General features: G+C 59.0%; 19 protein-coding genes and 1 tRNA gene. 6 read left to right on the top strand and 14 right to left on the bottom strand.

Features of this window, described 5'->3' with window-relative positions:
• Positions 1–4: 4 nt before the first annotated feature.
• Genes BGO89_12290 through BGO89_12275 form a run of 4 tightly spaced genes read right to left on the bottom strand, consistent with a single transcriptional unit; the run spans position 5 to position 5,922 of the window.
• Complete coding sequence (locus tag BGO89_12290; protein OJX57261.1) at positions 5–1,570, bottom strand: hypothetical protein; 1,566 nt, start codon at positions 1,568–1,570, stop codon at positions 5–7.
• A 14-nt stretch (positions 1,571–1,584) separates the two neighbouring features.
• Entirely contained in the window at positions 1,585–3,162 is a 1,578-nt protein-coding gene (locus BGO89_12285; GenBank protein OJX57260.1) for a hypothetical protein, read from the bottom strand.
• A gap of 2 nt (positions 3,163–3,164) precedes the next feature.
• Positions 3,165–5,156 carry a hypothetical protein gene (locus tag BGO89_12280; protein OJX57259.1) on the bottom strand — a complete coding sequence of 664 codons (1,992 nt, stop codon included), beginning with the start codon at positions 5,154–5,156 and terminating at the stop codon, positions 3,165–3,167.
• Positions 5,157–5,199: 43 nt separating this feature from the next.
• On the bottom strand, positions 5,200–5,922 hold the full coding sequence (locus BGO89_12275; protein ID OJX57258.1) for a hypothetical protein: 723 nt from the start codon (positions 5,920–5,922) through the stop codon (positions 5,200–5,202).
• A 101-nt stretch (positions 5,923–6,023) separates the two neighbouring features.
• On the opposite strand from BGO89_12275, the gene BGO89_12270 reads away from it, so the two are divergent.
• Positions 6,024–7,490, top strand: coding sequence for a hypothetical protein (locus BGO89_12270; GenBank protein OJX57257.1), 1,467 nt, complete (start codon positions 6,024–6,026; stop codon positions 7,488–7,490).
• A 41-nt stretch (positions 7,491–7,531) separates the two neighbouring features.
• Here BGO89_12270 and BGO89_12265 read toward each other — a convergent pair whose 3' ends face one another.
• The gene (locus tag BGO89_12265) at positions 7,532–8,218 is read right to left on the bottom strand and encodes a hypothetical protein (GenBank protein OJX57256.1); all 687 of its coding nucleotides are present in this window, start codon (positions 8,216–8,218) and stop codon (positions 7,532–7,534) included.
• Positions 8,219–8,489: 271 nt separating this feature from the next.
• Here BGO89_12265 and BGO89_12260 point away from each other — a divergent pair, with 271 nt between their 5' ends.
• From BGO89_12260 to BGO89_12250, 3 genes are all read left to right on the top strand, one after another.
• Positions 8,490–10,466 carry a hypothetical protein gene (locus tag BGO89_12260; GenBank protein OJX57255.1) on the top strand — a complete coding sequence of 659 codons (1,977 nt, stop codon included), beginning with the start codon at positions 8,490–8,492 and terminating at the stop codon, positions 10,464–10,466.
• Positions 10,467–10,487: 21 nt separating this feature from the next.
• The gene (locus tag BGO89_12255) at positions 10,488–12,416 is read left to right on the top strand and encodes a 1-deoxy-D-xylulose-5-phosphate synthase (protein OJX57254.1); all 1,929 of its coding nucleotides are present in this window, start codon (positions 10,488–10,490) and stop codon (positions 12,414–12,416) included.
• Between the two features lie 162 nt (positions 12,417–12,578).
• Complete coding sequence (locus BGO89_12250; protein OJX57388.1) at positions 12,579–13,199, top strand: hypothetical protein; 621 nt, start codon at positions 12,579–12,581, stop codon at positions 13,197–13,199.
• Between the two features lie 10 nt (positions 13,200–13,209).
• Here the strand turns inward: BGO89_12250 and BGO89_12245 are convergent, their stop codons facing one another.
• Positions 13,210–13,428 (bottom strand): hypothetical protein, encoded by a 219-nt coding sequence (locus BGO89_12245; protein OJX57253.1) that lies wholly within the window; start codon positions 13,426–13,428, stop codon positions 13,210–13,212.
• 236 nt (positions 13,429–13,664) lie between these two features.
• Between BGO89_12245 and BGO89_12240 the strand changes: the two genes are divergently transcribed.
• Entirely contained in the window at positions 13,665–14,174 is a 510-nt protein-coding gene (locus BGO89_12240) for a hypothetical protein (GenBank protein OJX57252.1), read from the top strand.
• 123 nt (positions 14,175–14,297) lie between these two features.
• Positions 14,298–16,463 carry a copper-translocating P-type ATPase gene (locus BGO89_12235; protein OJX57387.1) on the top strand — a complete coding sequence of 722 codons (2,166 nt, stop codon included), beginning with the start codon at positions 14,298–14,300 and terminating at the stop codon, positions 16,461–16,463.
• Between the two features lie 102 nt (positions 16,464–16,565).
• Here the strand turns inward: BGO89_12235 and BGO89_12230 are convergent.
• From BGO89_12230 to BGO89_12195, 8 genes are all read right to left on the bottom strand, one after another.
• Positions 16,566–16,642: transfer RNA gene (locus BGO89_12230), tRNA-Lys, on the bottom strand.
• A 77-nt stretch (positions 16,643–16,719) separates the two neighbouring features.
• Entirely contained in the window at positions 16,720–17,058 is a 339-nt protein-coding gene (locus tag BGO89_12225; GenBank protein ID OJX57251.1) for a hypothetical protein, read from the bottom strand.
• A 4-nt stretch (positions 17,059–17,062) separates the two neighbouring features.
• Positions 17,063–17,500 (bottom strand): hypothetical protein, encoded by a 438-nt coding sequence (locus tag BGO89_12220; protein OJX57250.1) that lies wholly within the window; start codon positions 17,498–17,500, stop codon positions 17,063–17,065.
• Positions 17,501–17,724: 224 nt separating this feature from the next.
• A complete protein-coding gene (locus BGO89_12215) occupies positions 17,725–18,300 on the bottom strand; it encodes a hypothetical protein (GenBank protein ID OJX57249.1) in 576 nt (191 codons plus the stop codon).
• Between the two features lie 84 nt (positions 18,301–18,384).
• Positions 18,385–19,290 carry a pyridine nucleotide-disulfide oxidoreductase gene (locus BGO89_12210; GenBank protein ID OJX57248.1) on the bottom strand — a complete coding sequence of 302 codons (906 nt, stop codon included), beginning with the start codon at positions 19,288–19,290 and terminating at the stop codon, positions 18,385–18,387.
• Between the two features lie 350 nt (positions 19,291–19,640).
• A complete protein-coding gene (locus BGO89_12205) occupies positions 19,641–20,177 on the bottom strand; it encodes a hypothetical protein (GenBank protein OJX57247.1) in 537 nt (178 codons plus the stop codon).
• Positions 20,174–21,568, bottom strand: coding sequence for an aspartate ammonia-lyase (locus BGO89_12200; protein ID OJX57246.1), 1,395 nt, complete (start codon positions 21,566–21,568; stop codon positions 20,174–20,176). The genes BGO89_12205 and BGO89_12200 overlap by 4 nt, the downstream gene beginning before the upstream one ends.
• Before the next feature lie 55 nt (positions 21,569–21,623).
• The gene (locus tag BGO89_12195) at positions 21,624–23,024 is read right to left on the bottom strand and encodes a hypothetical protein (GenBank protein OJX57245.1); all 1,401 of its coding nucleotides are present in this window, start codon (positions 23,022–23,024) and stop codon (positions 21,624–21,626) included.
• Between the last annotated feature and the right edge of the window lie 22 nt (positions 23,025–23,046).

The following is a 23,046-nucleotide window of genomic DNA, read 5'->3' as shown; positions in this document are numbered from 1 at the left end:
AAGGTCAGCGAAGGACGGTCACGTTCACGGTATTGCGCACACCGTTGACGATCACGTTGCAAAGGTAGCTCCCCGATTTCGCCGGTGTAACCGGTAAACGTACGGAACCGGCCGGAACAGATCCTTCGTACAGCCGTTCGACGAAGCGCCCTTCGATACCGTAGAGATCCACGACGACCGATGCCGGTACCGGCTGTTGCCATTCCAGTGTAACACTGCTGGCCGATGGATTCGGGAAGACGGATACGTCGATCGGCATCCGGCCCTGGTAGGCATCGCCGACGCTGACCGCTTCCTTGATGACGCCGAGTGGCAGAACGCGTTCACCGAATACGGCCTCGGTGTCTTCGGACGTTCCTCCGAACCACCGCTCGATCACGTCCGTGTATACGCGGCGGAAATCGTATTGATATCGCAGGTCACCGTTGCTGTCGAAGTTCGTGAGATCGGGCGACGTCCCGAAGACGGCGGCGTTGACCTTGTTCCCGAAGACGAACTGGACGGACGACGTACCGTGGTCCGTACCACGGCTTCCGTTCTCGTACGGACGCCGGCCGAATTCCGATGCCGTGAAGCCCACGACGCGGTCGGCGAAGCCCTGCGTGAGTGCGTCCTGCATGAACTGTCCGATCCCCGTGCTGAGCGATTCCAGAAGAAAGGGGTGCAGCCCTGTAAGATCGTCGTTCTGCTGCTGGACGTGTGTATCGAAACCACCCATGTAGACCATGTAGACCTTCGACTTCAATCCACCCGATATCAGACGGGCGACGAGCTGGAGCTGGCGTACGAAACCGTTGTCAGCATAGTCGACCCTGTTCGTTCCCCTGTCGAAGGCTTCCTTCACCACCGTCGAATACCGGTCGGACTGTTCGGCGACGAGACGGACGAAGTTGAACTCCTTGCCGTAGAACGTATCCTCGGGCAACGGATTCATGTCGGGCGACAGCCCCTGTCCGAGTTCGAAGAACTTCTGCGGATCGGTCAATGCGATGCCGACGTCACCCTTCGGACTCTGGAAGAGCATGGACAGCGTGCCACCGATCTGCACGGCGACAGGATGCTCGGGAAGGTTTTCCGGAAAACCGGGAAGCGTTCGTGCATAATAGCGACCGACCCAGCCGTCGACGAGACGGGCATTGGGGTCGGACGTGTTGAAGCCGCTCAGCCAGATATCCGTCGAGCGGAAGTGGGACAGGTTCGGATTCTCGTATCCGATTCCCTGGACGATCGCGAGACGTCCATCCTCCAGCAGCCGGCGAATGTTGTACGTTCCCGCCGGATCGAGGGCCGGATGCATGTAGACGCGGGACAGGACGTTGACGGCCTTGTCTTTCTTCACACCGATCGTAGGACGGATCTTGTAGTATTCGGGATCGTCGGCAGGAATGATCGTATTCAGCCCGTCGTTACCGCCGAACATCTGGATCACGATCAGGATGTTGTCGTTCTCCGCCTGCAATGCCGGTATGAGCTCCACGGGCGAGAACGCGCGCAGCGGGACTCCGCCAAGGACCTGTGTACCGACGGCCGCAGCGGTCGTTGTCTTGATAAAGTTGCGACGTTTCATCATTGTCACCGTGGTAGTTAGCAGAGTTGAAAGTCCGGCGCCTTCGAAAGCGTCGTCAGCAACCCACGAACTCGTGCGGCTGCGGCGGAAGGATCCTGCAGAACCTGCGGCCACTCGTAATCGGGCGTGTTCTGCAGCAATGCGCTGAGATAGAAGGTGTGGCGCTCCTCGGAGACGGGCATGGGCAGCAACAGGCCAACGACCTCACGAACGAATTTCTTCGCGTCGGTATGATCGGCGATACCGGTGATGAAGGACATCAAGTCCGTGTCGCTCATCTGGCCGACGACGGCCGAGACGAACTGGCGACGCACGGGATAGGTATTCGTGCTGATCCACGAACGGTAGCCGGGCCATCCCGCCACCGTGGGAGGATCCATCATGGCCTGATCCATACGCGCCACCCAGCTCTGGGGATTGCCTGCATCGGTGCCGAGTGCATGCATGAAGCTTGCAACGTATTCGACGGGCGTCTTGATCTGCGCGCCACGCAGTGCGAGATCGAAGAAGTGTGCGCTGGAGAACAGCGTCTTCAGCAGCGGCTTGATCCTGAAATCGTTCGCGATGAAGACCTGCGCAAGCTGGTTCAATACCGTCGCATCGACGTCCGTCGGCGAGCTGTAGACGTAGAACCTGTAGAGCTTGTCGGCGATGAACCTGCCGACGGCTTCGGGACGCTGCTGGAACAGGATCTCGATCAGACGGTACACTTCCTCGTTCTTGACCTGGAATTCCGTGTTGTTGTCGACGGTACGCGCGGGAATCGTCTGTCCCATGAACTGTTTCGCACCGACGTCGTGCCGCGCCGCGTTGAACCACGTCTTGTATTGCCCGTTCGGTGCGGGTTCGTCGTTGTATCGCTGCGACTTCCATCCCGTGAGTACGCGGGCCGCTTCCTTCACGTCGCCTTCCGTATACCATCCGATGCCGGTGGTGAAGAGCTCCATGAGTTCGCGGGCGTAGTTCTCGTTCGGTCGTCCGACTTCGTTGAAGTGACTGCCGAGATACCACACCATGGCATCGTCGAGCGTGACGTCGAGACACATCCGGCGGAAATCGCCGAGGCGGTCCTTCCGCAGCGTCAGGTACTTGCGGTAGAGTATCTGCGGTATCGTATAGCTTTCACCCTGGTCGAAGCTGAACTCCGTGGCGAAGTGATCGTTCCAGAACGCCGTCAGTTTCTCCACGGCTTTCACGTCGGCGGCCATGGCCTTCAGCCACCAGTTGCCGAGCTGGGCCATGTTCGCATTCCACTGCCCTTCGATGGCGAATCTCGTCTGCAGGTCGGCCCCTTCGGGATTCTCGGTCACGGCGTCGATCCAGTTCCCCGGCGATGGCAGATCGGCTTCGTCATCCGAACCCAGGAGTTCTTCGACGACATCGGCGGCATTCCTTCCGACGTAGGCCGTGGCCTGCTGATAGGTCGGGCCGAAGCCGATACGACGAAGGAGATGGTAGACGTCTTCGCGCGTCAGCGGTGTCGAATGCGGCTCCAGGCCCGCTGCCACGATCAGACCGGTTTCGGGACCGATATCCATCGGCGACCGGTCGCGTGACATCGGCACGAAGCCGGTGAAAAGTGCTCGTCTGTTCATACCTACCTCAAGGGTGTTGTGATCGTCAACGAGACGGTTCTGCAGTAGTAGCGGCCTTCCGGCAGGTTGTTGTCGTACGGAAGATCGGACGGCCCGACGCCGGTCACCTGGTCGAGCCGGACCTGCGGTGCCACGGATGCAAGATACTGCTGGACGGCACGGGCGCGCGACTGCGAAAGTTCCATGTTGTGCGAGAGCTCGCCGAGCCTGTCCGTCGTTCCCTTGATCGTAGCCGTGCTGTTCGGTCGGGCCGACGCCGCGATGACGCGTTTCATCATCTCACGATTCTGCTCGCTGATGAGGGATTGATCGAAGTCGAACACGATGAGACTCAGCCTGCTCACCTCGTAGTTGCTTACCGTCTTGATCAGCGGGAAGCGCGTGGACGCATCCACAGTGCTGCCGTCCTGCTGGGTGACGGCAAGACGCGCATCGAGCGTATCCACGGGATTGACGACAGGGCCCAGCTTGTCCGTCATGTCCTGGTCGAGATCGAAGACGATACGTTCAGGCGCCAGACCGTCACCACCTCGTGTCGCCACGGACGTTCTCGCCCTGCCGACGTCGAGGTTCCACGAACGCGCGAGCTCGGGATTCCGCACCGACGTCGTGAACTCGTGCCTGGGCTGTACGGGAATGTATTCGTTGAATCGCGTATGGACGACCGGCCCCATCACCGTCGGTTCGGACGACGCCAGTTCGACCCGGCGATTCTCTTCCCATCCTTCGGCGTATCGGTCGCTGGAAACGAGAGCGGGCCTGTCGAGCGTACGAAGGACGAAGCGCGATGTGGCAAGACCCCATCGCGATGTGAGATAGGAGATCACGTTCTGCGCCCGGCGTTCGGCCAGCTTCTTCCTCTCGTCGACGGCAGGCAGTTCGCGTCCGTCCGTCGTTCCCGTCACCGTCAACGTCGCACGCGGATTGTCCACCATGCGGCGGCCGATCACGTCGAGCATACGGTAGTAGATGGGCAGCGTCTGCTTCGGCAGGGCCTGCTCGTTGAATCCGTCGGTAGGTTCGTTCGATGTATAGCGTTCACGCAACGTCGCCGACGTCGAGTCGAAGAACAGATACGGCAGGAGCGGAAAGGTCTGCGTCACCACCGTCTCCCTCAGCTCCAGGGGCGTCGTACTGATCGATGCGATCATGACGGGCGCAGGTTCCTTCACCGACGCCGTCGGTGGCGGTGATGGCGGTGTCGATGGCTCTTCCGGACGACGCACCGCCGGAACGGGTGCAGGCTCGTTGAAGGTATAGCGCACCTGGACACCGGCCATCAACATCGATTGGTTCCATGTATCGGTGGACGTCACGGAGTTCAGACCACGACGATAGCCGACCTCGGGGCAGATCGTCACGTTCTCCATCCACGGGATTTCAGCCCCGATGGATCCGATCGCACCGTACGACGTGCCGAGCCCGGGAAACTCTCCCGACCCGGTCGGGCGGCGTTTCAATCCTCCGGGAAACAGGACGGTCGATGGTTCGACGATCTCTTCCGACTGCGTATAGTTCGATCCGACGAGTGGATTGCCTGCGTCTGCAGCGATGCGCAGATAGACGGGCAGCCATGCCAGAGGCTTGACGCGCAGACCGACTTCGACGTTGACGTAGCCGAGCGTCGACTGGAAGGCATGCTGCCGTCGCAACGGCACGTAGCTGTTCGTTCCTGGATCGAGCACTTCGAAATTGTCGTTGCTCATCGTGGTGAGCTGTGCAGGTCGTGAAGAAAAGACGAGAGCTCCGCTGGCTTCGATCAGACCGCCGAACAACGCGTACTCGCCCGTCAGTCCGGCAAAGAAGCCGCTCGCTGTGCCGTTCGTGAAGTTCCCGCAATCGTCGCTGCCGGGAATGATGGAAATGGACGACGTATTCCAGATGTATTGATAGCCACCCTTGACGCCGATGGAAGGAGGCTGGGCGACGGCGACCGCACCACTACCGAACAACAGGGCGGCACACAGCCGGCCCAGGATAGACATCCTCTTCATGCGTCCTTTCGTGACCGGTACGGAGGTCAGACCGTGCCGATCGTTACAGCGCCATGACCAGACTGAGCACCTGAGCCCATTTCGTGAGGTACAGAATCCGCGCGCCATAAAATGTCCCGAAGCCGATCAAGGTTACACCGGTGCACTGTTGAATCCTCGTGATGAAGGTCGGCGTCATGCGCTCCTTGTAATGCAGTACGAGACGCACCATGACGAGGAGCCAGAGCATGTTGCCCGCTCCAAAACCGAGAGAGAAGGCGAGATCGTTCAGCATCCTGCTCTCGAAGAGATCCAGCTTCTGGATGAAGGTCGACATCGCTGCGAGCGAAGGGATGAACGTCGGATTGGCGAGGTTGGCGATGGCGAAGCCGACTCCGATGAAGAACGGACCGTGTCCCTTCAGACGCTCCATCAGGTTCTTCTTGGTGGCATCGCCCTTCTCTTCTTCCGCCGCCATCGGCAGATGCTTGTCGCGCAACTGCACGAGACCGAAGCCGATCATTGCGACGACGATGACGAGCTGGATGATGAGCGTGAGGAGCGGACTCGATGCTTCCATCGAATTGAGCTTGTCCACCACGGCGGAGGTGGCCATCATGGCCAGGGCGCAGTAGATGACGTCGAAGAGACCGGCACCGAGTGCGAGCTTGGATGCTGCCCTGCTTCCCTGCCGTATTCCCGTGCGGATCGCGGCCATACCGATCGGTCCGGGCGGAATGGCCAGGATGAAACCTACGATAAGACCGATCAGGATAGCGAGAATCATTGCTCGACGAGGTGATGATAGACCGATAAACATACGAAATGGCCTTCCGCTGGCCAATCCGTTTGCTATCTTTGGCCCCTTCGATTCGGGGGATACGTTGCATGCAGAATACATCTCGGGGAGGAGCCGGACTACTCCCCACCCTTGGCCTGTTCACGACGACGACACTCGTCATCGGCGGCATCATCGGCTCGGGTATCTTCAAGAACCCGGCATCGATGGCGGCCCTCGTCCGCTCGCCTGAACTGCTCCTCCTCGTATGGATCGGCGCAGGCATCGTCACGATCTTCGGAGCCCTGACGAATGCCGAAGTGTCCAGCATCATTCCGGCGACGGGTGGACAGTACGAATACTTCCGGACGATGTACGGCGATTTTACGGCATACCTCTATGGATGGGCGCTGTTCGCCGTGATCCAGTCAGGCTCCATCGCCTCGATCACCTACGTCTTCTCGTATTACTTCGACTCCGTCTTCCACTTATGGACGCTGCCACCCGACGTCGTGGCATCGGTGGCCATTCCCCTGCCCTTCGGAACGATCTATCCCTTGAACGAGATCGGCATCAAGCTGCTGACATGTGGCGTCGTCATCCTTCTGACCATCGTGAACTATCTGGGAGTGAAGGAAGGCGGCCGTGTCCAGGCCTTCTTCACGATCGCCAAGATCCTCGCCATCTTCGTCCTCGTCGGCGCCGCCTTCTTCTTCGCGACAGGATCACCGCAACACTTCTCGCTCGACTCGACACAGGGCATACCGGTCGGCATGGCTCTCGTCGGCGCCGTCGTACTGGCACTGAACAAGGCGTTATGGGCCTATGACGGCTGGAACAACATCACGTACGTGGCGGGCGAAGTCAAGCAGCCCAATCGCAACATTCCGCTGGCCCTGATGATCGGCACCGGCAGTGTGATCGTCGTCTACGTCCTCATCAACCTGGCCTATCTCTACGTCCTGCCCATCGATGCCGTCGCGGGCTCGCAGAGCGTGGCGGCCGACGTGGCCCTGGCCGCCATGGGCAAGTACGGTCTGATCTTCGTCAGCGTGGCCGTGATGATATCCACCGTCGGTACGTCGAACGGCACCATCCTCGTCAGTTCGCGTGTCTACTATGCCATGGCGCGTGATCGCATGTTCTTCCGCCCGCTCGGAACCGTCCATCCCCGCTACCACACACCGTCGCTCTCGCTGGTGGCCCAGTGCATCTGGACGTGCGTGCTGATCTTCACGGGTACGTTCGATATGCTCACGGACATGCTGATCTTCGTGAGCTGGGGATTCTATGCGCTGGGAGGATACGGTATCTTCATCCTCAGGAAGAGGATGCCCGATGTCGAACGGCCTTACAAGGTGTGGGGTTATCCCTATGTCCCTATCATCTTCATACTCTTCGCCCTCGCCTTCCTCGTCTTCTCCATCGTAGCCGACGTCCAGAACTATATCGACGGTCGTGCCCGTGGAGAGGATCCCATCATCAACACCGCTTACGGCATCATTCTTCTCATCGTGGGAATTCCCTTCTACTGGTATTTCCGCAAACGACGGGAAGCTACACCTTCGGATAACTGACGTACCGGCGGTTACGTGCACCGCCGGTTCCATGCACGACATCAGAAGGTGATCCCGATCGCCACGTTCAGGAAGTTGCGTTCCGGCTCACCGTTCTCGCGTCCGACCATGTTCGAGAAGACGTACCGTGCTTCGAAGAACGGGCTGAAGCCACCGAGATTGATCTCCAGACCTGCTGCGAGCGAGGCGCCGAAGCGCGACGTACGCGGTTCGATCTCCTGCTCGGGCGCGATGATGCCCGTCAGTACGTCCCGTCCCGAAGACAGCGCCACGCTCCGATAGGTATACATGAGCTCGCCCGATGCATAGGGTGTGAGAAGGGACCTGGAGAACAGGAAGGTCAGCCCCGCATGGACCGGCACGATGTTCGTCACCGTCTGCACCGTGATCTTCCGTCCGTCGCTGAGCATGGCCGTCTGTTCCTGATCGGGGAACCTGTTGAAGGCGATCCCGCCGGAGAAGCTCAGGTTCTCCGACATCCCGAGTCTGAACCGCGCTCCCAGGTGCATACCGAGGGATGAAGCGACGTCGTAGGTATAGGACAGGCTATCGATCGTACGAGGGAACTGATAGACCTCGGCAATCCTGTCGCTCGGCGTGGCGACGCCGAACGAGATGCCGAGCTTCAGACCTTCGGGCTTGTTGCCTTCCTCGGCATGAAGGAAGGTCGTCGAGAACAGAAGTGCCGTAGCGACGGCTGCCGTGCGGAGTCGGCTGATTGAGGTCATGACGTTGCACCGAAAAGTCAATAAAACAGATGGTTCGTACGGCCGGTCGGTCATAAAGTTGCGCAGACGAACTGGAGAAAGCGCTTGTGATCAGGTGCCGTTCCATGTCCAGATCGTCCGATACTGTCAGTCCTACGATTGTTCCTCCCTCCTTGTATCCGCACGTATGTATCGGGAACCATCCCCGATGCAGGAACGTCCTGCGGGCCAGGTGCCGCTTATAATGAATAGTGGTAGTTTTGCAGGTTACACACAGGAACAACGAGGACGCATGAACAGCACGAAACGGACGCTCGGCACGGTCATCATGGCATTGGGCATTGCCGGAACGGCGACGGCACAGAACAATGTCGTCATCCCCCCGGCTCGTATCGGCCTGTACGGCGGACTGGGCCTCGACGGCAACAGTCCTTCCATCCAGGCATGGAGAACCCCTCTTCCGAACAACCCCAACATCCTGTCCTTCCGCAATGATACGGCAAGGATCAAGGATGGCAGCACCGGCCTGAGCGGTGCCTTCGGAATCATGGGCGGTTTCCCGATCACCCGTACGATCCATTTCACCGGACGTCTGGGCTACAACAACGTGAACGGTTCGGCCGAACTCGTCGAACGTCACGTCGACACGACCCTGACGCACAAGCTTTCGGGTTCTGTAGGACTTCTCGAAGTGACGCCGGCCGTCGAGTTCTACGACCTCCTTCCCGTTTCCATCCACGGTATCGTCGGTCTCGAATTCGGCATCCCCCTCTCGTCGTCCATGACGCAAGATGCCACCATCTCCGCATCGGGCTTCGAGGGTACACAACGATTGAGCGGTCCCGACAACATTCCGAACACGACCGTACGCGCGGCCCTCATGCTCGGCGCCGGATACACCCTCAAGCTGTCCGAGAAGTGGTATCTGCAGCCAGAGATCAGCTATCGCATTCCTCTCACGAACGTTTCGTCGGACGTCACCTACTCGCCGTGGAAGTTCTCCCAGTTGCGCCTCGGCGTCAACATCTTCTTCGACATCAGCCCCGATCCCGAAGGCAAGCCCGCGGCACGCAACGGCATCAGCGCATCGATGGAAAAGATCGTCGCCTTCGATCCCGATGGCAAGGAGTATCCGGTATCGGTCGTCAATGTCGAGGATGTGCGCTATAACGAAATGTTCCCCCTCGTCCCCTACGTCTTCTGCGCCGAGAACCAGACGCAGCCCGATACGATGCTGCAGCGGACCAACGTCTCGACCGAACAGGGCGAGTTCATTCCCGAGTCGTTGCCGCTCGACGCCGTCGAAGTCAATCGTAACCTCCTGAACATCATCGGTACGCGGATGCAGAAGTATCCACAGGCATCGCTGACCATCACGGGTACGACGGACGGCAAGACGGAAGCCAAGGCCAAGGAACTCGCGCGCCAGCGTGCCGACTTCGCCAAGGACTACCTCGTCAAGCGGTTCAACATCCCGTCGGATCGCATCACGACGAATACCACGACGACTCCCGCGAAGGCATCGTCGAACCTCGATCCCGACGGTATCGCGGAGAACAGACGTATCGAATTCAGCAGCAACGTCCCCGACGTCCTGACACCGGTCGTCATCACGGCCGACAACCAGCGCGTGGCCACACCGGACGTGATCTCCTTCCATCCGAAGGTCGAAAGCGAAGACTCGCTCAAGAGCTGGTCCCTCCGCATCTCCCAGGCCGGAAGGCCGCTGCGCGATCTCAACGGCAAGGGACGCCCCATGGCCATCTCGTGGGCCATCCGTCCTAACGAACTCTCGGCAGCCCAGGTGCCCGTCGACTACGAATTCTATGCGGCCGACGCCGATGGCGATACCGCCGTCATCTCCGGCTCCCTGCCCGTCGAGTACGTTTCCAGCGTCCGCAAGCGCACGGAAAACCTGCCGGATCGTACCGTGGACAAATATTCTCTCATCTTGTTCGACTTCGACAAGGCGACGCTCAACGACGACAATGCCCGCATCCTTCGGGAAATGGTCCTGCCGAGCATCAAGAGCAATTCGCGCGTCAGTATCGTCGGCTATACCGACCGTATCGGCAATGACGAATACAACCGCAAACTCTCGAAGGAACGTGCCGAGACGGTGAAGGCGTTCCTGTCGTCGCAAGCCAAGGACGCGAAGTACACGTCGAGTGGCGTAGGCGAATCGTCGCAGATCTTCTCCAACGATCTGCCCATCGGCCGCCAGCTCTCGCGTACCGTTCAGGTCATCGTGGAAACTCCGCGCCGCTGATCCAGACCCGTATTCCGCATTCTGCAAGGAAGAAGAGTGTACAAGTATCTTTCGTCCATCGACACACCGCACGATCTGCGCAAGCTCCCGGAGTCGGAACTGCGCACCGTGGCCGATGAAGTACGTGAATGCCTCGTCGATACCATCACCAAGGTCGGTGGGCACTTCGGTGCGGGCCTCGGTACCGTGGAACTCACCGTGGCACTGCACTACGTCTTCAACACGCCGCACGACAAGATCGTCTTCGATACGGGCCACCAGGGCTATCCGCACAAGATCCTCACAGGACGCCGCGACACGCTCAATACCATCCGTCAGAAAGGTGGCCTGTCCGGCTTCCTCAAGCGCACGGAAAGCGAGTACGACGACTTCGGTGCAGGACACGCATCGACGTCCATCTCGGCAGCGCTCGGCATGGCCGCCGCACGCGACCAGCTCAAGGAAGACTACAAGGTCGTCGCCGTCATCGGTGATGGCGCCATGACCGGTGGTCTCGCCTACGAAGCCATGAACAACTGCGGCGTGCTGAAGAGCGACATCCTCGTCGTGCTCAATGACAACAACATGTCCATCGCCCCGAACGTCTGGGCACTGTCGAACTACTTCTCCGAGATATTCGCATCGCCTACCGGACGCCGTCTGCGCGACGGTATCGTGGGCATGACCAATCGGATGGATTCGATCGGTGACCGTATCCGCACGCTCGCCCATCGTATCGAAGGCGGCATGAAGGCCGTCATCACACCGGGCATGCTCTTCGAAGCACTGGGCTTCCGCTACTTCGGTCCCGTCAACGGCCATAATATCAACCAGCTCGTCAAGATGCTGCAAGGCATCCGGGAGATGAAGGGCCCCATCCTGCTGCATACCATCACACAGAAGGGAAAGGGCTACGGTCCCGCCGAGCGTGACAAGCAGTTCCTCCATGCCATCGGCAAGGTGGACAAGATCACGGGCAAGTCGCTCAGCAAGCCGCCGGCCGTACCGCAGCCTCCATCGTACCAGAAGGTCTTCGGCGAAGCGATGGTCGAGATCTGCAGCACCAATCCCAAGGTCGTCGGCATCACGGCGGCCATGCCGGATGGCACCGGTCTCGATATTCTCCAGAAACAGTATCCCGACAAGGTCTACGACGTCGGCATCGCCGAGGGTCATGGCGTGACCTTCGCCGCAGGACTCGCCACGCAGGGCATGGTGCCCGTCGTAGCGATCTATTCGACCTTCCTCCAGCGGGCCTTCGACCACATCGTCCATGACTGCGCCATCCAGCACCTGCACGTCGTCTTCGCGCTGGACCGCGCGGGCCTCGTCGGTGCCGACGGTCCGACGCACCACGGAGTCCTCGACCTCGCCTACCTCCGTATCATCCAGGGCATCATCGTCATGGCGCCGAAGGACGAACAGGAACTGCGCGACATGCTATGGACGTCGGTCCACACCTACAAGAGCGGTCCCGTCGCCATCCGGTATCCGAGAGGCAACGGTGTGGGCGCCACCATCAAACCCATGCAGGCCATCGAACTCGGCAAGAGCGAGACGCTGCGCCCGGGTGTCGATGTCGCCATCCTCGCCGTCGGTAACATGGTAGCGCACGCGATGAAGGCGGCCGAACAGCTCGAGGCCGAAGGCATCAGTGCGGAAGTCGTCAACGCCCGCTTCATCAAGCCGCTCGATACGCAGATGATCGACGATGTCGTCCGGCGTATCGGACGTATCGTAACCGTCGAGGATGGTCAGATAGAAGGCGGCTTCGGAAGCGCCGTCGCGGAGTACGTCGCCCAGCGTCATAGCCATACCTGCGACATGCACATCCACGGCATTCCGGACATCTTCGTCGATCACGGAACCCAGGACGAACTCTACAAGGACATGCTCCTCGATGCCGATGGCATCGCCCACGTCGTCAAGGACTTCCTCGGCGACGCCGTCGTACGGCGCGCCCTGGTATAGAAGCATCGTCGATGACGCTCTATTGGAAGCCGTGCGGGTCCGTCGATCGCACGGCTTTCGTCGTTACGGACCATCGACAGGATATGTTCATGATCGGAATCCTGCGTGCAACCGATCATGCATCAATCGATCACGATCATCTCTCACGAACGTACGGGCACCATGCGCAAGCTCATCGTCGCCAATATCATCTCTCTCGATGGTTGCTACGAAGGTCCGGACAGGAATGTCATGTCCCTTCCCATGGACGAGGCCTTCGACATCTACAATGCGGAACGTCTTGCGGAAGCGGATACCATGCTGCTGGGAAGAGCGACCTATGAGCTGTTCCGCGGCTTCTGGCCGACGGTCGCGGAACAGATCGATCTTCTCTCTTCGTTATCGCCCGCAGGACGTGAGGCCAATCTCGCGATCGGCCGGCGGATGGATGTGATCGACAAAGTCGTCGTATCGAATACCCTGCAGCCCGAATCCCCTGGCGCCTGGCAGCGACCGATCACGGTCGTCGATCGCGCGAACATCCATGATACCATCGATACGCTCAAGCAGCGCCACGGCAAGGACATCATCGTGTTCGGAAGCAGGACCTTGTGGACCGACCTGCTCGCCCACGGTCTCGTCGACGAAGTACACATCATGATCGGCGCCGTCATGCTGGGCGGAGGCACACCGGTCTTCGAACATCGCCATCCGGCATCGTTCGAACTCATCGGGACACGGACGTGGGATTCGTCGGACAACGTCGTGCTGAAGTACAGGCCGCGTCCATCCCCTTCGACGTGAGCATCGACCATCAGTCGTACAGGTTCCGGACATGCAGGTTGATGTACTTGTTCAGCCCGCTCCCCTGTCGTGCCAACGCCTTCATGGTATCGACGTGAAGCTTTCCGGCCCGGCGATAACTGTAGGTATATGCCCTCGACGTATCGCTGAACGTTACCGTGATGAAGTCCGGTCCGATCTCATACCCAGCGATGCCTGACGTCCCACTCCAGTTCCGGTATCGTTCCATGGCAGCAGTGATCGATATGATGTCTATGTGGACTACTGTCGAGACCCTCATCCCTGCACTCAAGATAGGGATACGGAATGAGAGGACCTGCCGTATGGCGTGCCTGGACCATATCCGGGGAATGGCTCATGGAAAACCGGAACTTTCTTCCCACCTTGCGCCCGTGTGAATAGTCACGGACGAGAATATCCATTCATTTCTGATCCGATGCAACGGAACCTGAAAGCGTACCCGATATGAACGACATCGACGACACCATCGCCGGACTCGAATTCGCCCAGATCGGCTGGGTGGTTCCGGATATCCGGACCGCCATGACGTTCCTTACGAAGACTCTCGGAATTGCCGGCTTCCACGAGCCGCAACATATACGGGCGCAGGATCTGAACATGAGCTATCATGGTGAGGTCGTCGCCGCCGATTGGCTCACCACCCAGACCTACAACGGCGGAACCTTCATCGAACTCGTCCAGCCTCTCTCGGGTGAAAGCATGTTCCACGACTACCTCGCCAGATATCCTGCGGGTGGCACGCAGCACCTCGCCTTCCGTCTGCCCGTCAGCGAATTCGAGCGGATCACTGGTGACCTTCGTGGCCAAGGCTATGCGGTCATCAGCGAAGTGGATCATCCCATCGCTCGCATGGCCTTCTTCGATACGTATCGGACCCTCGGAGTCGTCACCGAGATCATGGGTATCACACCTGAAGGGGCGGCTGTCATCGAGCAGATGAAGGAAACGAGATGAAGGATACCGGCAAGGTCCGTCGAATCCGACGAGAGTGGATGCTCCCCCCTGCGGCCTTTTCGACGAAGAACCGTCATGCATGATGGCGAAGTCGTATGTACCATCGTTACCGAGTCTCGTGCCATGAAAACGTATACATGCCCGATGCACCCTCAGGTGCTGAAAGACGAGCCCGGCAAGTGCCCACTGTGTGGCATGACGTTGGTTCCCCTGGGAAATCCATCCGTATCCCATGAGCATGTAACCGGACACGGACACTCCGGACATACGCGACATGATGACGCCAAAGGGGGCTTCGACAAGCATGAGGGTCATCATACGGGAGACTTCCTGAAACGCTTCTGGGTGAGCCTTGCGATAACGATCCCGATCCTGTCGCTCTCGCACATGATACAGCAGTGGCTGGGCTTCGGCCTCGCGTTCGCAGGCGACAGATATGCATTACTCGCACTCGGAACGGCGATCTATATCTATGGCGGCATGCCCTTCCTGAAGGGAATGCTTGGAGAGATCAGGGCGAAGGCCACAGGTATGATGACGCTCGTCGCCATCGCCATATCCGTAGCCTACGTCTATTCCGTCGCCGTCGCTCTCGGTCTGCGGGGCATGGACTTTTTCTGGGAGCTGGCGACGCTCATCGACATCATGCTGCTGGGACATTGGCTGGAAATGCGTTCCCAGATGGCCGCATCGAAAGCACTGCAATCGTTGGTGGCCCTGCTGCCGAACGTCGTGACCGTGGAACGGAACGGTGAAGCGGTGACCATAGCGCTCGAGGACCTGCAAAAAGATGAAACCGTCATCATACGACCAGGGGAAAAGATTCCAGCCGATGGCGTTGTAGTGGAGGGACGTTCGTACATCAATGAAAGTATGCTCACCGGAGAAAGCCTTCCCGTACGGAAAGAGACGGACGGGAAGGTCATCGCAGGATCCATCAACGGCGATGGGGCAATGAAGGTCAAGGTAACGGCGGTCGGAAGGGACAGTTATCTGAACAGGGTCGTCGATCTCGTACGCGAGGCACAAGCCGCACAGTCCAGTACGCAGAACCTCGCGGACAAGGTGGCGAAATGGCTGACCTTCGTCGCCATCGCCGTCGGCGTGGGAACGTTCATGTACTGGTTCGTCGGTGGTGGAGATGCTGCCTTCGCACTGGAACGGATGGTCACGGTCATGGTAACGGCCTGTCCGCATGCCCTGGGCGTAGCGATCCCGCTCGTCGTCGCCATCTCCACCACGCTGTCGGCGACCAACGGCCTGCTGATCCGCAACAGGACATCGTTCGAACTGACGAGGAAGTTGTCTACGATCATATTCGACAAGACCGGAACGCTCACCATGGGCGCCCATGTAGTGAAGACGGTTCTCCCCTTGACGGACGAATACGATGCCGACGCGGTCATCCAGTATTCCGCCGCAGTACAACAACATTCGGAGCATCATATCGCAAAGGGCATTCTGGCGGCATTGAAGGAAAGGAATCTCACCCTATGGACATCCGAGAATTTCAGGTACATGCAGGGAATGGGCGTGCAGGCGGTCGTCGACGGAAAGGACGTCGTAGCCGCCGGGCCCAACTACTTCAACGAACACCGTCTTCCGCTGCCGGAGATCCCGGGATCCATCGATCGAGACACCGAAACAGTGAGCTTCGTCCTGATCGACGGTCGGGTCATGGGAATGATCACGCTGGCCGACAGTATTCGCGAGGGCTCCCGACAGGCGATCGACGAACTCGGCAAGATGGGCATCAAATCCTTCCTGCTTACGGGAGACAACGAGAAGATCGCCGCCGCGGTGGCCGGTCAACTGGGTATGGATGGCTTCCGGGCGAACGTGCTGCCGCACGACAAGCAGGAGAAGGTGAAGGAGTTCCAGGCGAACGGCGAAGTCGTGGCGATGACCGGTGACGGCGTCAACGACGCTCCTGCATTGGCACAGGCGGATGTCGGCATCGCCGTGGGATCGGGCACGGATGTCGCAGCCGAAACTGCGGACATCATCTTGGTGAACAGCGACCCGAGAGACGTCGTCAAGCTGATCGACTTCGGCAAGCGCACCTACAGAAAGATGGTGCAGAACCTGATATGGGCCGTCGGCTACAACGTGGTGGCCATCCCTCTTGCGGCAGGAGTGCTCTATCCCGACTTCGTTCTGAGCCCGGCGATGGGCGCCGTACTGATGAGCGCCAGCACCATCGTCGTGGCGATCAACGCGAGTCTTCTACGGTTCAGACAATCGGGCAACGACAGGTTCGGTGGAAGGCTTCGGTCAGGAAGGCCGTGAAGGGGAAGAACCAGGTTTCCTGACGAGGAATCGATGACCGCTACCGATTCCGGTCATTTTCACCGCGCCAGTAACTTCTTCCAGAACATACTGGTTACGCATTCGTGATCTCGCTGGGACTCGAACCCAGGACCCTTTGATTAAAAGTCAAATGCTCTAGCCAGCTGAGCTACGAGATCGGAGAGCCACAAAAATAGGAAGATCTTCGAACATAGCATCCGGCTTGTCCGACAGGGTCGGAACCGTATACCGGTCGCTACCCTACCCTCGCGGCGGGCAGGATGGGTATCGATACCAGAACGGCAAGCGCAATGACGACGATCCAGACCGCTCTCGAGTTGGTCCTGCCCAGGAAAAAGATCATCAACAATGCTTCGAAGACCGGGAATACCTGATACCATGCGGCTGCGCCAACCATTCGCCCGAAGAGCAGCTCCATCGCGAACGCGTTCATCGACACGCAGGATGCACCTGCCTGTGCAGGCCCGAAGAATCGTGCGGCAAGCACGAAGGCGACACCGATCGACAACATGAAGAACGTCCTCCATCGGCCCGATCTATCGAGGACATGATTCGGCTCTTTCAGCATCGGCATTGGCTCACCCCTTGATCTTCGAGATCGTCTCTCCCCTCGACTTCGTCGGCCTGGTCATGTCCTCGATGGCGAGGTCGATGGCCGCCTGGACAAGCCGCTTGACCTTCGGATTACGGTAATCGCCGGCCTTCCGTACGGGAATGTGCCGGATCAACGTGCCGGTTCCGTGGAGCAGGCCATGCGGATCGTCGAGCAGCGTGCCCTTGTTGAATCCGAGGTTGAGGTGGTCCGTATAGATGGGAATCATGCAGTAGGCATCGCCGAGCTTCTCGGAGATGGAGAAGACCGTCGTGAGAGCATGCGTGTGATAGAGCAACTCGTTGCAGGCGGGATGCATGTCGAGCATGAAGGACCGGAGATCGCAGAAGAGATCGATGACCTCGCCGGATTTGTATTCCAGCAGCGAAAGAAAATCGGGATGGATGGGTTTGACCGTTGCCATATCAGTCCGCTCTTCGTTGAATGACTACGTGGCGATAGTACATATCGGCCAGATCGTATCACGTCACCGATCATATACCTTTGCACATCGAGTCGACCGTGCCCACACCACGGCGTCGATCGCGGATACATGTGACCACAATGCGATTGGAGGCAAATATATCCACAGTTAGAATACTCCCATACCTATGGCGAGACCTATCCGCAGGATTCGCCGGACGTGAATCACTTCTTCCTGTTCTGTTCGGCGATATCCTCGATGTCAGCTTCCGCTATCCCTTCCCGCGAGAGAACACCGGCGATGAAGGCACTTTTGCCTTCGACGTAGTCATCGATGTCCGTAACGGCCGCAGCCAGCCCTTTCTTGACCCTGCCGTATTCCGTCGCGAGTTCCGCATCGGCGCGGAGGGCGTTACGGAGCAGAAGATGGTTGGTAAGACTGATACTGTGTTCGATGCAGCAATACAGATGATGCTTCGGCCATACCGTTCCATCGCCCGTCATCGGAACGGAAGCGGACGGCATCCGGAACATGTATCGATCCTTGATGCCGAGATCGCCGGCATATTCGTATCCGAGTCCTTCAAGGATGGGAATGACGTGGCCCAGTTTCCCCTCATCGGTCACGATGAGATCGATGTCGAGTACGGGCTTGGCCGCGAGACCGGGCACGGATGTACTGCCGACGTGTTCGATACCGATCACGAGATGTCCCAGATGCGATGCATAGACATCCCTCAATCGCGTGAACTGTTCCTGCCACGCAGGGTCGTATTCTTCTATCAGGATGGCGCTGTTCATCCCGCAAAGCTACGGATGGTTCGCCTGTGGATACGACGACGGTCGTGGACATGTCCATACCCGCATCGTCGATGATGCCAGGCATCAGAAGCGTTCTTCGATCAGCTCGCGATTGACGGCGGCACCGGCGAAATTTCCCGAGGCGACGGCCGCCGCAACGGACCGGAACATGGTCGTACAGTCCCCGGCCGCATAGATTCCCGGAACGGTGGTGCGCTGCATGGTATCGACCGTGATGAGGCCGGATTCCGTGTGCTCGCAGCCAAGATCGCGCGGAATATCGCTGTGCTGCTTCATGGGCACGCGGGCATACATGGCGGATAGCGACATCGACCCGCCATCGGCGAATACGACGTTCCGCACGTATCCGTTCTCGTGATCGATGGCACCGATCTTCCGCTCGACGATGTCGATACCGTGTCGAGCGAGACGCTCGGCATGTTCCATGCTCAGCGTCGAGGGTCCATTGGTCAGAAGCACCACATCGTCCGTCCAGTTATCGATGAGACGAGCGACCTCGAACCCTGCATCACCGTTCGCGAGCACCGCGGTACGTTGGCCACGGACTTCATAGCCATGACAATACGGACAATGGAGTACGGAGATTCCCCAGCATTCACCGAAGCCCGGAATGTCGGCATGGATATCGATCATGCCCGTCGCGAACACTACCTTGTCGGCACCGAATGTCAGACCTCCGTCCGTACGAACCGAGAAGCCGTTTCCATCCTTTTCGACGCTGGTCACCATGCCGCTCACCGTATGCACGGACGGATACTTCAGTACCTGCCGCAATGCCTCTTCCCGTATGGCCGACGGCGTCTCGCCATCGCGGGTGAGCATGTTGTGCGAAGATGGCGTTTGCTTGTTGCATGGCCGGCCGGCGTCGACGATCAACGTCTTGCGCAACGATCTCCCCAACGTCATCGCTGAAGAAAGACCGGCATAGCTTCCTCCGACGACGAGGACGTCATATCTCCCGGACTGCATCGACGAGCTCCATTCGATGGTGGTGAAAGGGCCGAACCACGAACTTACGGATACGCCCCGTTCATCCTGGAACTCATTCCATCATCCGTTCCATGTCCATACCATATCGTGGAGACAGGATGGGCGGTGGAATGGGTGGAGGTGGCGGAGTCGGTGGCGGTGTAGGTACAGGAGGTGGTACGGGTTTGGGCGGTTTGGGTATCGGTTCCTGATTCCGGTTCGATCCATGGATGGCGTACATGGCGATTCTCCGCGGTAATGGCTACGGATTGACTCCTGCCATACCCTTCCGCGTGGAGAATGGTTCCTGCATGAGGGCGGCTATGGGGTTACCCGGTGCGCGCACACGATCAATGCATGGAGAAGTACTCTTCCCTCGTCATGAGATAGGATGGGTGCAGGAGTCCTGTGGGTGGATAGAGGACGTCGTGCGTATACCGGAAGCCTGCTTTCCGCAGGATATGTCGTGAACCTTCATTGGCGGGATTGTGCCCTGCATAGAGTGCCACCACACCAATGCGTTCGAACGCATAGGCGACCGCGGCACGCGTCGCTTCATCCGCATAGCCATTCCCCCACCGGCTGTGCAGGAGATGGATTCCGACTTCATGGATGTCGTCATGAGGACGTATGCCGCAGCATCCGACGAAGTCCCCCGTGGCCAGCTCGAAAATGGGCCAGTACTGGATGCCATGCCGTTCCTGCGTTTCGATCTCCGTCGCCAGTCGCCTGCGCACATCGTCCTCGGTCCAGGGCTCACGCGAAATCATCCGCGTTACCCTGGTATCTCCCCACAATGCCATCGCCAGTGCGGAATCGTCGACCGTCCAATGACGGAAACCGAGACGTTCGCTGACGAGGAAGTACGATGCCGACGACCGTGTCATCGGATGAATCGGGGATGCATCAGGTTGTCCAGCGAGAAGACCTCGGCGATCTTCTCTTCGGACAGCAGCTTGCGCTGGCGTACGATGTCGATGATGTTGCCGCCCGTCTCATAGGCTTCCTTCGCGATGGAGGCACTGACTTCGTATCCGAGAATGGGATTCAATGCCGTCACGATGCCGATGGAATTCAGGACCATCGTCCGTGCATGTTCGGGATTGGCCGTGATACCCGTCACGCACTTCGTACGCAGCGTATGACATGCACGCGTGAGCGTCCCGATGGACTCGAACAGACAGTGGGCGATGACCGGCTCCATCACGTTCAATTGCAACTGTCCCGCTTCCGCGGCGAACGAGACGGTGACGTCGTTGCCGATAACGAGGAAGCAGACCTGGTTGACGACTTCGGGGATGACCGGATTGACCTTGCCCGGCATGATGCTCGATCCGGGCTGGAGTTTCGGCAGGTTGATTTCGTTGATACCCGTACGTGGTCCTGACGAGAGGAGACGAAGATCGTTGCATATCTTCGACAGCTTGATGGCTACGCGTTTGAGCACGCCACTGATCTGGACGTAGGCTCCGGTGTCCCACGTGGCTTCGATGAGATTCTGTGAAAGTGTCAACGGAATGCCCGTGATCTCGGCGAGGTGCTTCACGGCGACGGGAGGATAGCCTGCCGGTGCGTTGATGCTCGTACCGATGGCCGTAGCACCGAGGTTGATTTCCGTCACGAGGTCGCGCGCTTCCTGCAGTCGCTTGATGTCCTCTCCGACGTTCACGGCGAAGGCGTCGAATTCCTGCCCGAGTGTCATGGGAACAGCATCCTGTAACTGCGTCCGCCCCATCTTGAGGATGTCCGCGAATTCCCTTCCCTTGTCCTCGAAGGCCCCTTGCAACAGTGCGAGAGCATCGATCAGCGTCTCCATCTCGCGATAGAGGGTGATACGGAAGGCCGAGGGATAGGCATCGTTCGTCGACTGCGAAAGGTTGACGTGGTCGTTGGGATGGACGACTTCGTACTTTCCCTTGGGTTCGCCGAGAAGTTCCAGCGCCTTGTTGGCGATGACTTCGTTGGCGTTCATGTTCGTCGAGGTTCCTGCGCCGCCCTGGATGACGTCGACGACGAACTGGTTGTCCAGCACTCCGTCGATCACGGCATCGCAGGCGCCGATAATGGCATCGGCGATACGTACGTCAAGTACACCGCAATCCCTGTTCGCCAGTGCCGCCGCCTTCTTGACGTAGCCGAGACCCGCGATGAACGATGGCGTATGCGAGATCGGAACTCCCGTGATGTGGAAGTTCTCCAGAGCCCGGAGTGTCTGTACGCCATAATACACGTCATCGGGAATCTCCCGGTCGCCAAGGAAGTCGTGTTCTGTTCGCATGGAGGAATTGCCGTAAGGACTGTACAATCGTTCGGAACTATCGGATCGGAATCACTCAGAACTGCAGGGTATTGGCATAGCGCGGAAGGATGGCATCGATACCGTACCGCTCCCTGATGCGGGATGCGAGTACGATTCGCGGCTCGTCTTCACCGTGCGTCAGGATGAGTCGGGGCGCCGACCCTGCGAGATGACCGAACCAGTCGAGCAATTCGTCCTGTCCGGCATGCGCGCTGAAACCGCCGAGCGTATGGATCTTGGCCTGCACCCTTATACGGTCGCCCAGGACGCTGACGACTTCCTGACCATCGACGAGACGGCGGCCCAGCGAGCCATGCGACTGGAATCCGACGATGACGACATGGGAATTCGGATCGTGAAGATTCGCGCGAAGGTGGTGCAGGATGCGGCCGGCGGTGCACATTCCCGAGCCGGCGATGACGACGAAGGGCCCCTTCGCATCGTTGATGGCCTTCGACTCCTCGGCCGTTGCCGTCAGCCTGAGACTATCGAGATCGCGCTGCATCTGGCCCGACTGCGAGAGTGCCGTGCTTTCCTCGTCGAAGAGGTCGGTATGGCGCGTATAGATACGCGAGGCCTCGATGGCCATCGGGCTGTCGAGATAGATCGGAATGTGGGGGATGTCTCCGTTCCTGAACAGCTCGGCCATATGGAACAGAATCTGCTGCGTCCGACCGATGGCGAAGCTAGGTATGAAGATCTTGCCCTTCTGGCGAATCGCCTGCTGGAGTATCTGCTTGAACTGTTCCACCGTCTCGGCGAGGGACGGGTGGTTGCGGTCGCCGTAGGTCGACTCCATGACGACGATATCGGCCCTGGCCGGAGGTTCGGGGTCGCGGAGGAAGGGCAGACCATTCGGCCCGACGTCTCCCGAGAACACGACGGTACGCGTCCCCCTGTCGTCCGTCACCTGCATTTCGACGGTCGTAGAACCGAGCATGTGACCGGCTTCATGGAGGCGAATGGAAATACCCGGTGCGATATCGACGAAGGCATTGTACGGTGTGGGCTTCATCAATTGAATCGTCCGGTCCACGTCATCGGCCATGAACAACGGCGCGTCGTCGCGGTTGACCTTGAACCCCTTCTTCTGTGCCTTGCGGACCTTCCGTTCGTAGTCCGATTCCATGATATGGGCGGCATCATGAAGGATGAGGGCGGCAAGTTCGATCGTGGCATCCGTCGTGTAGATCGCATTCGCGAATCCACGCCGGATCAGCATCGGAAGTCTGCCGCAATGGTCGAGGTGACCGTGAGTGAGGACGATGGCGTCGATATGCCTCGGTTGCAGGTCCCGCGGAACGATATTCATCGCTTCCAGTTCGGCATTGCCCTGGAACATGCCGAAATCGACAAGGACCGTAGCTGTGGACGTTTCCACGCAGTAGGCGGATCCGGTGACTTCACCGGCCGCTCCGTAAGGGGTGATAACCATAGCGCGAAGATACGGGTTGCAT

The sequence above is a fragment of the Candidatus Kapaibacterium thiocyanatum genome (genome assembly GCA_001899175.1).
Lineage (GTDB): Bacteria > Bacteroidota > Ignavibacteria > Kapaibacteriales > Kapaibacteriaceae > Kapaibacterium > Kapaibacterium thiocyanatum.
This window is presented reverse-complemented; position numbering and strand designations above follow the sequence as displayed.

What these genes read in the sequence shown, in the direction of transcription:
- BGO89_12215 (OJX57249.1), bottom strand. Translation starts at nt 18,300, where the DNA reads ATGAACAGCGCCATCCTGATAGAAGAATACGACCCTGCGTGGCAGGAA.
- BGO89_12285 (OJX57260.1), bottom strand. Translation starts at nt 3,162, where the DNA reads ATGAACAGACGAGCACTTTTCACCGGCTTCGTGCCGATGTCACGCGAC.
- BGO89_12240 (OJX57252.1), top strand. Translation starts at nt 13,665, where the DNA reads ATGAACGACATCGACGACACCATCGCCGGACTCGAATTCGCCCAGATC.
- BGO89_12270 (OJX57257.1), top strand. Translation starts at nt 6,024, where the DNA reads ATGCAGAATACATCTCGGGGAGGAGCCGGACTACTCCCCACCCTTGGC.
- BGO89_12265 (OJX57256.1), bottom strand. Translation starts at nt 8,218, where the DNA reads ATGACCTCAATCAGCCGACTCCGCACGGCAGCCGTCGCTACGGCACTT.
- BGO89_12200 (OJX57246.1), bottom strand. Translation starts at nt 21,568, where the DNA reads ATGCGAACAGAACACGACTTCCTTGGCGACCGGGAGATTCCCGATGAC.
- BGO89_12290 (OJX57261.1), bottom strand. Translation starts at nt 1,570, where the DNA reads ATGATGAAACGTCGCAACTTTATCAAGACAACGACCGCTGCGGCCGTC.
- BGO89_12195 (OJX57245.1), bottom strand. Translation starts at nt 23,024, where the DNA reads ATGGTTATCACCCCTTACGGAGCGGCCGGTGAAGTCACCGGATCCGCC.
- BGO89_12205 (OJX57247.1), bottom strand. Translation starts at nt 20,177, where the DNA reads ATGACACGGTCGTCGGCATCGTACTTCCTCGTCAGCGAACGTCTCGGT.
- BGO89_12225 (OJX57251.1), bottom strand. Translation starts at nt 17,058, where the DNA reads ATGCCGATGCTGAAAGAGCCGAATCATGTCCTCGATAGATCGGGCCGA.
- BGO89_12245 (OJX57253.1), bottom strand. Translation starts at nt 13,428, where the DNA reads ATGGAACGATACCGGAACTGGAGTGGGACGTCAGGCATCGCTGGGTAT.
- BGO89_12220 (OJX57250.1), bottom strand. Translation starts at nt 17,500, where the DNA reads ATGGCAACGGTCAAACCCATCCATCCCGATTTTCTTTCGCTGCTGGAA.
- BGO89_12210 (OJX57248.1), bottom strand. Translation starts at nt 19,290, where the DNA reads ATGCAGTCCGGGAGATATGACGTCCTCGTCGTCGGAGGAAGCTATGCC.
- BGO89_12275 (OJX57258.1), bottom strand. Translation starts at nt 5,922, where the DNA reads ATGATTCTCGCTATCCTGATCGGTCTTATCGTAGGTTTCATCCTGGCC.
- BGO89_12280 (OJX57259.1), bottom strand. Translation starts at nt 5,156, where the DNA reads ATGAAGAGGATGTCTATCCTGGGCCGGCTGTGTGCCGCCCTGTTGTTC.
- BGO89_12260 (OJX57255.1), top strand. Translation starts at nt 8,490, where the DNA reads ATGAACAGCACGAAACGGACGCTCGGCACGGTCATCATGGCATTGGGC.
- BGO89_12235 (OJX57387.1), top strand. Translation starts at nt 14,298, where the DNA reads ATGAAAACGTATACATGCCCGATGCACCCTCAGGTGCTGAAAGACGAG.
- BGO89_12250 (OJX57388.1), top strand. Translation starts at nt 12,579, where the DNA reads ATGCGCAAGCTCATCGTCGCCAATATCATCTCTCTCGATGGTTGCTAC.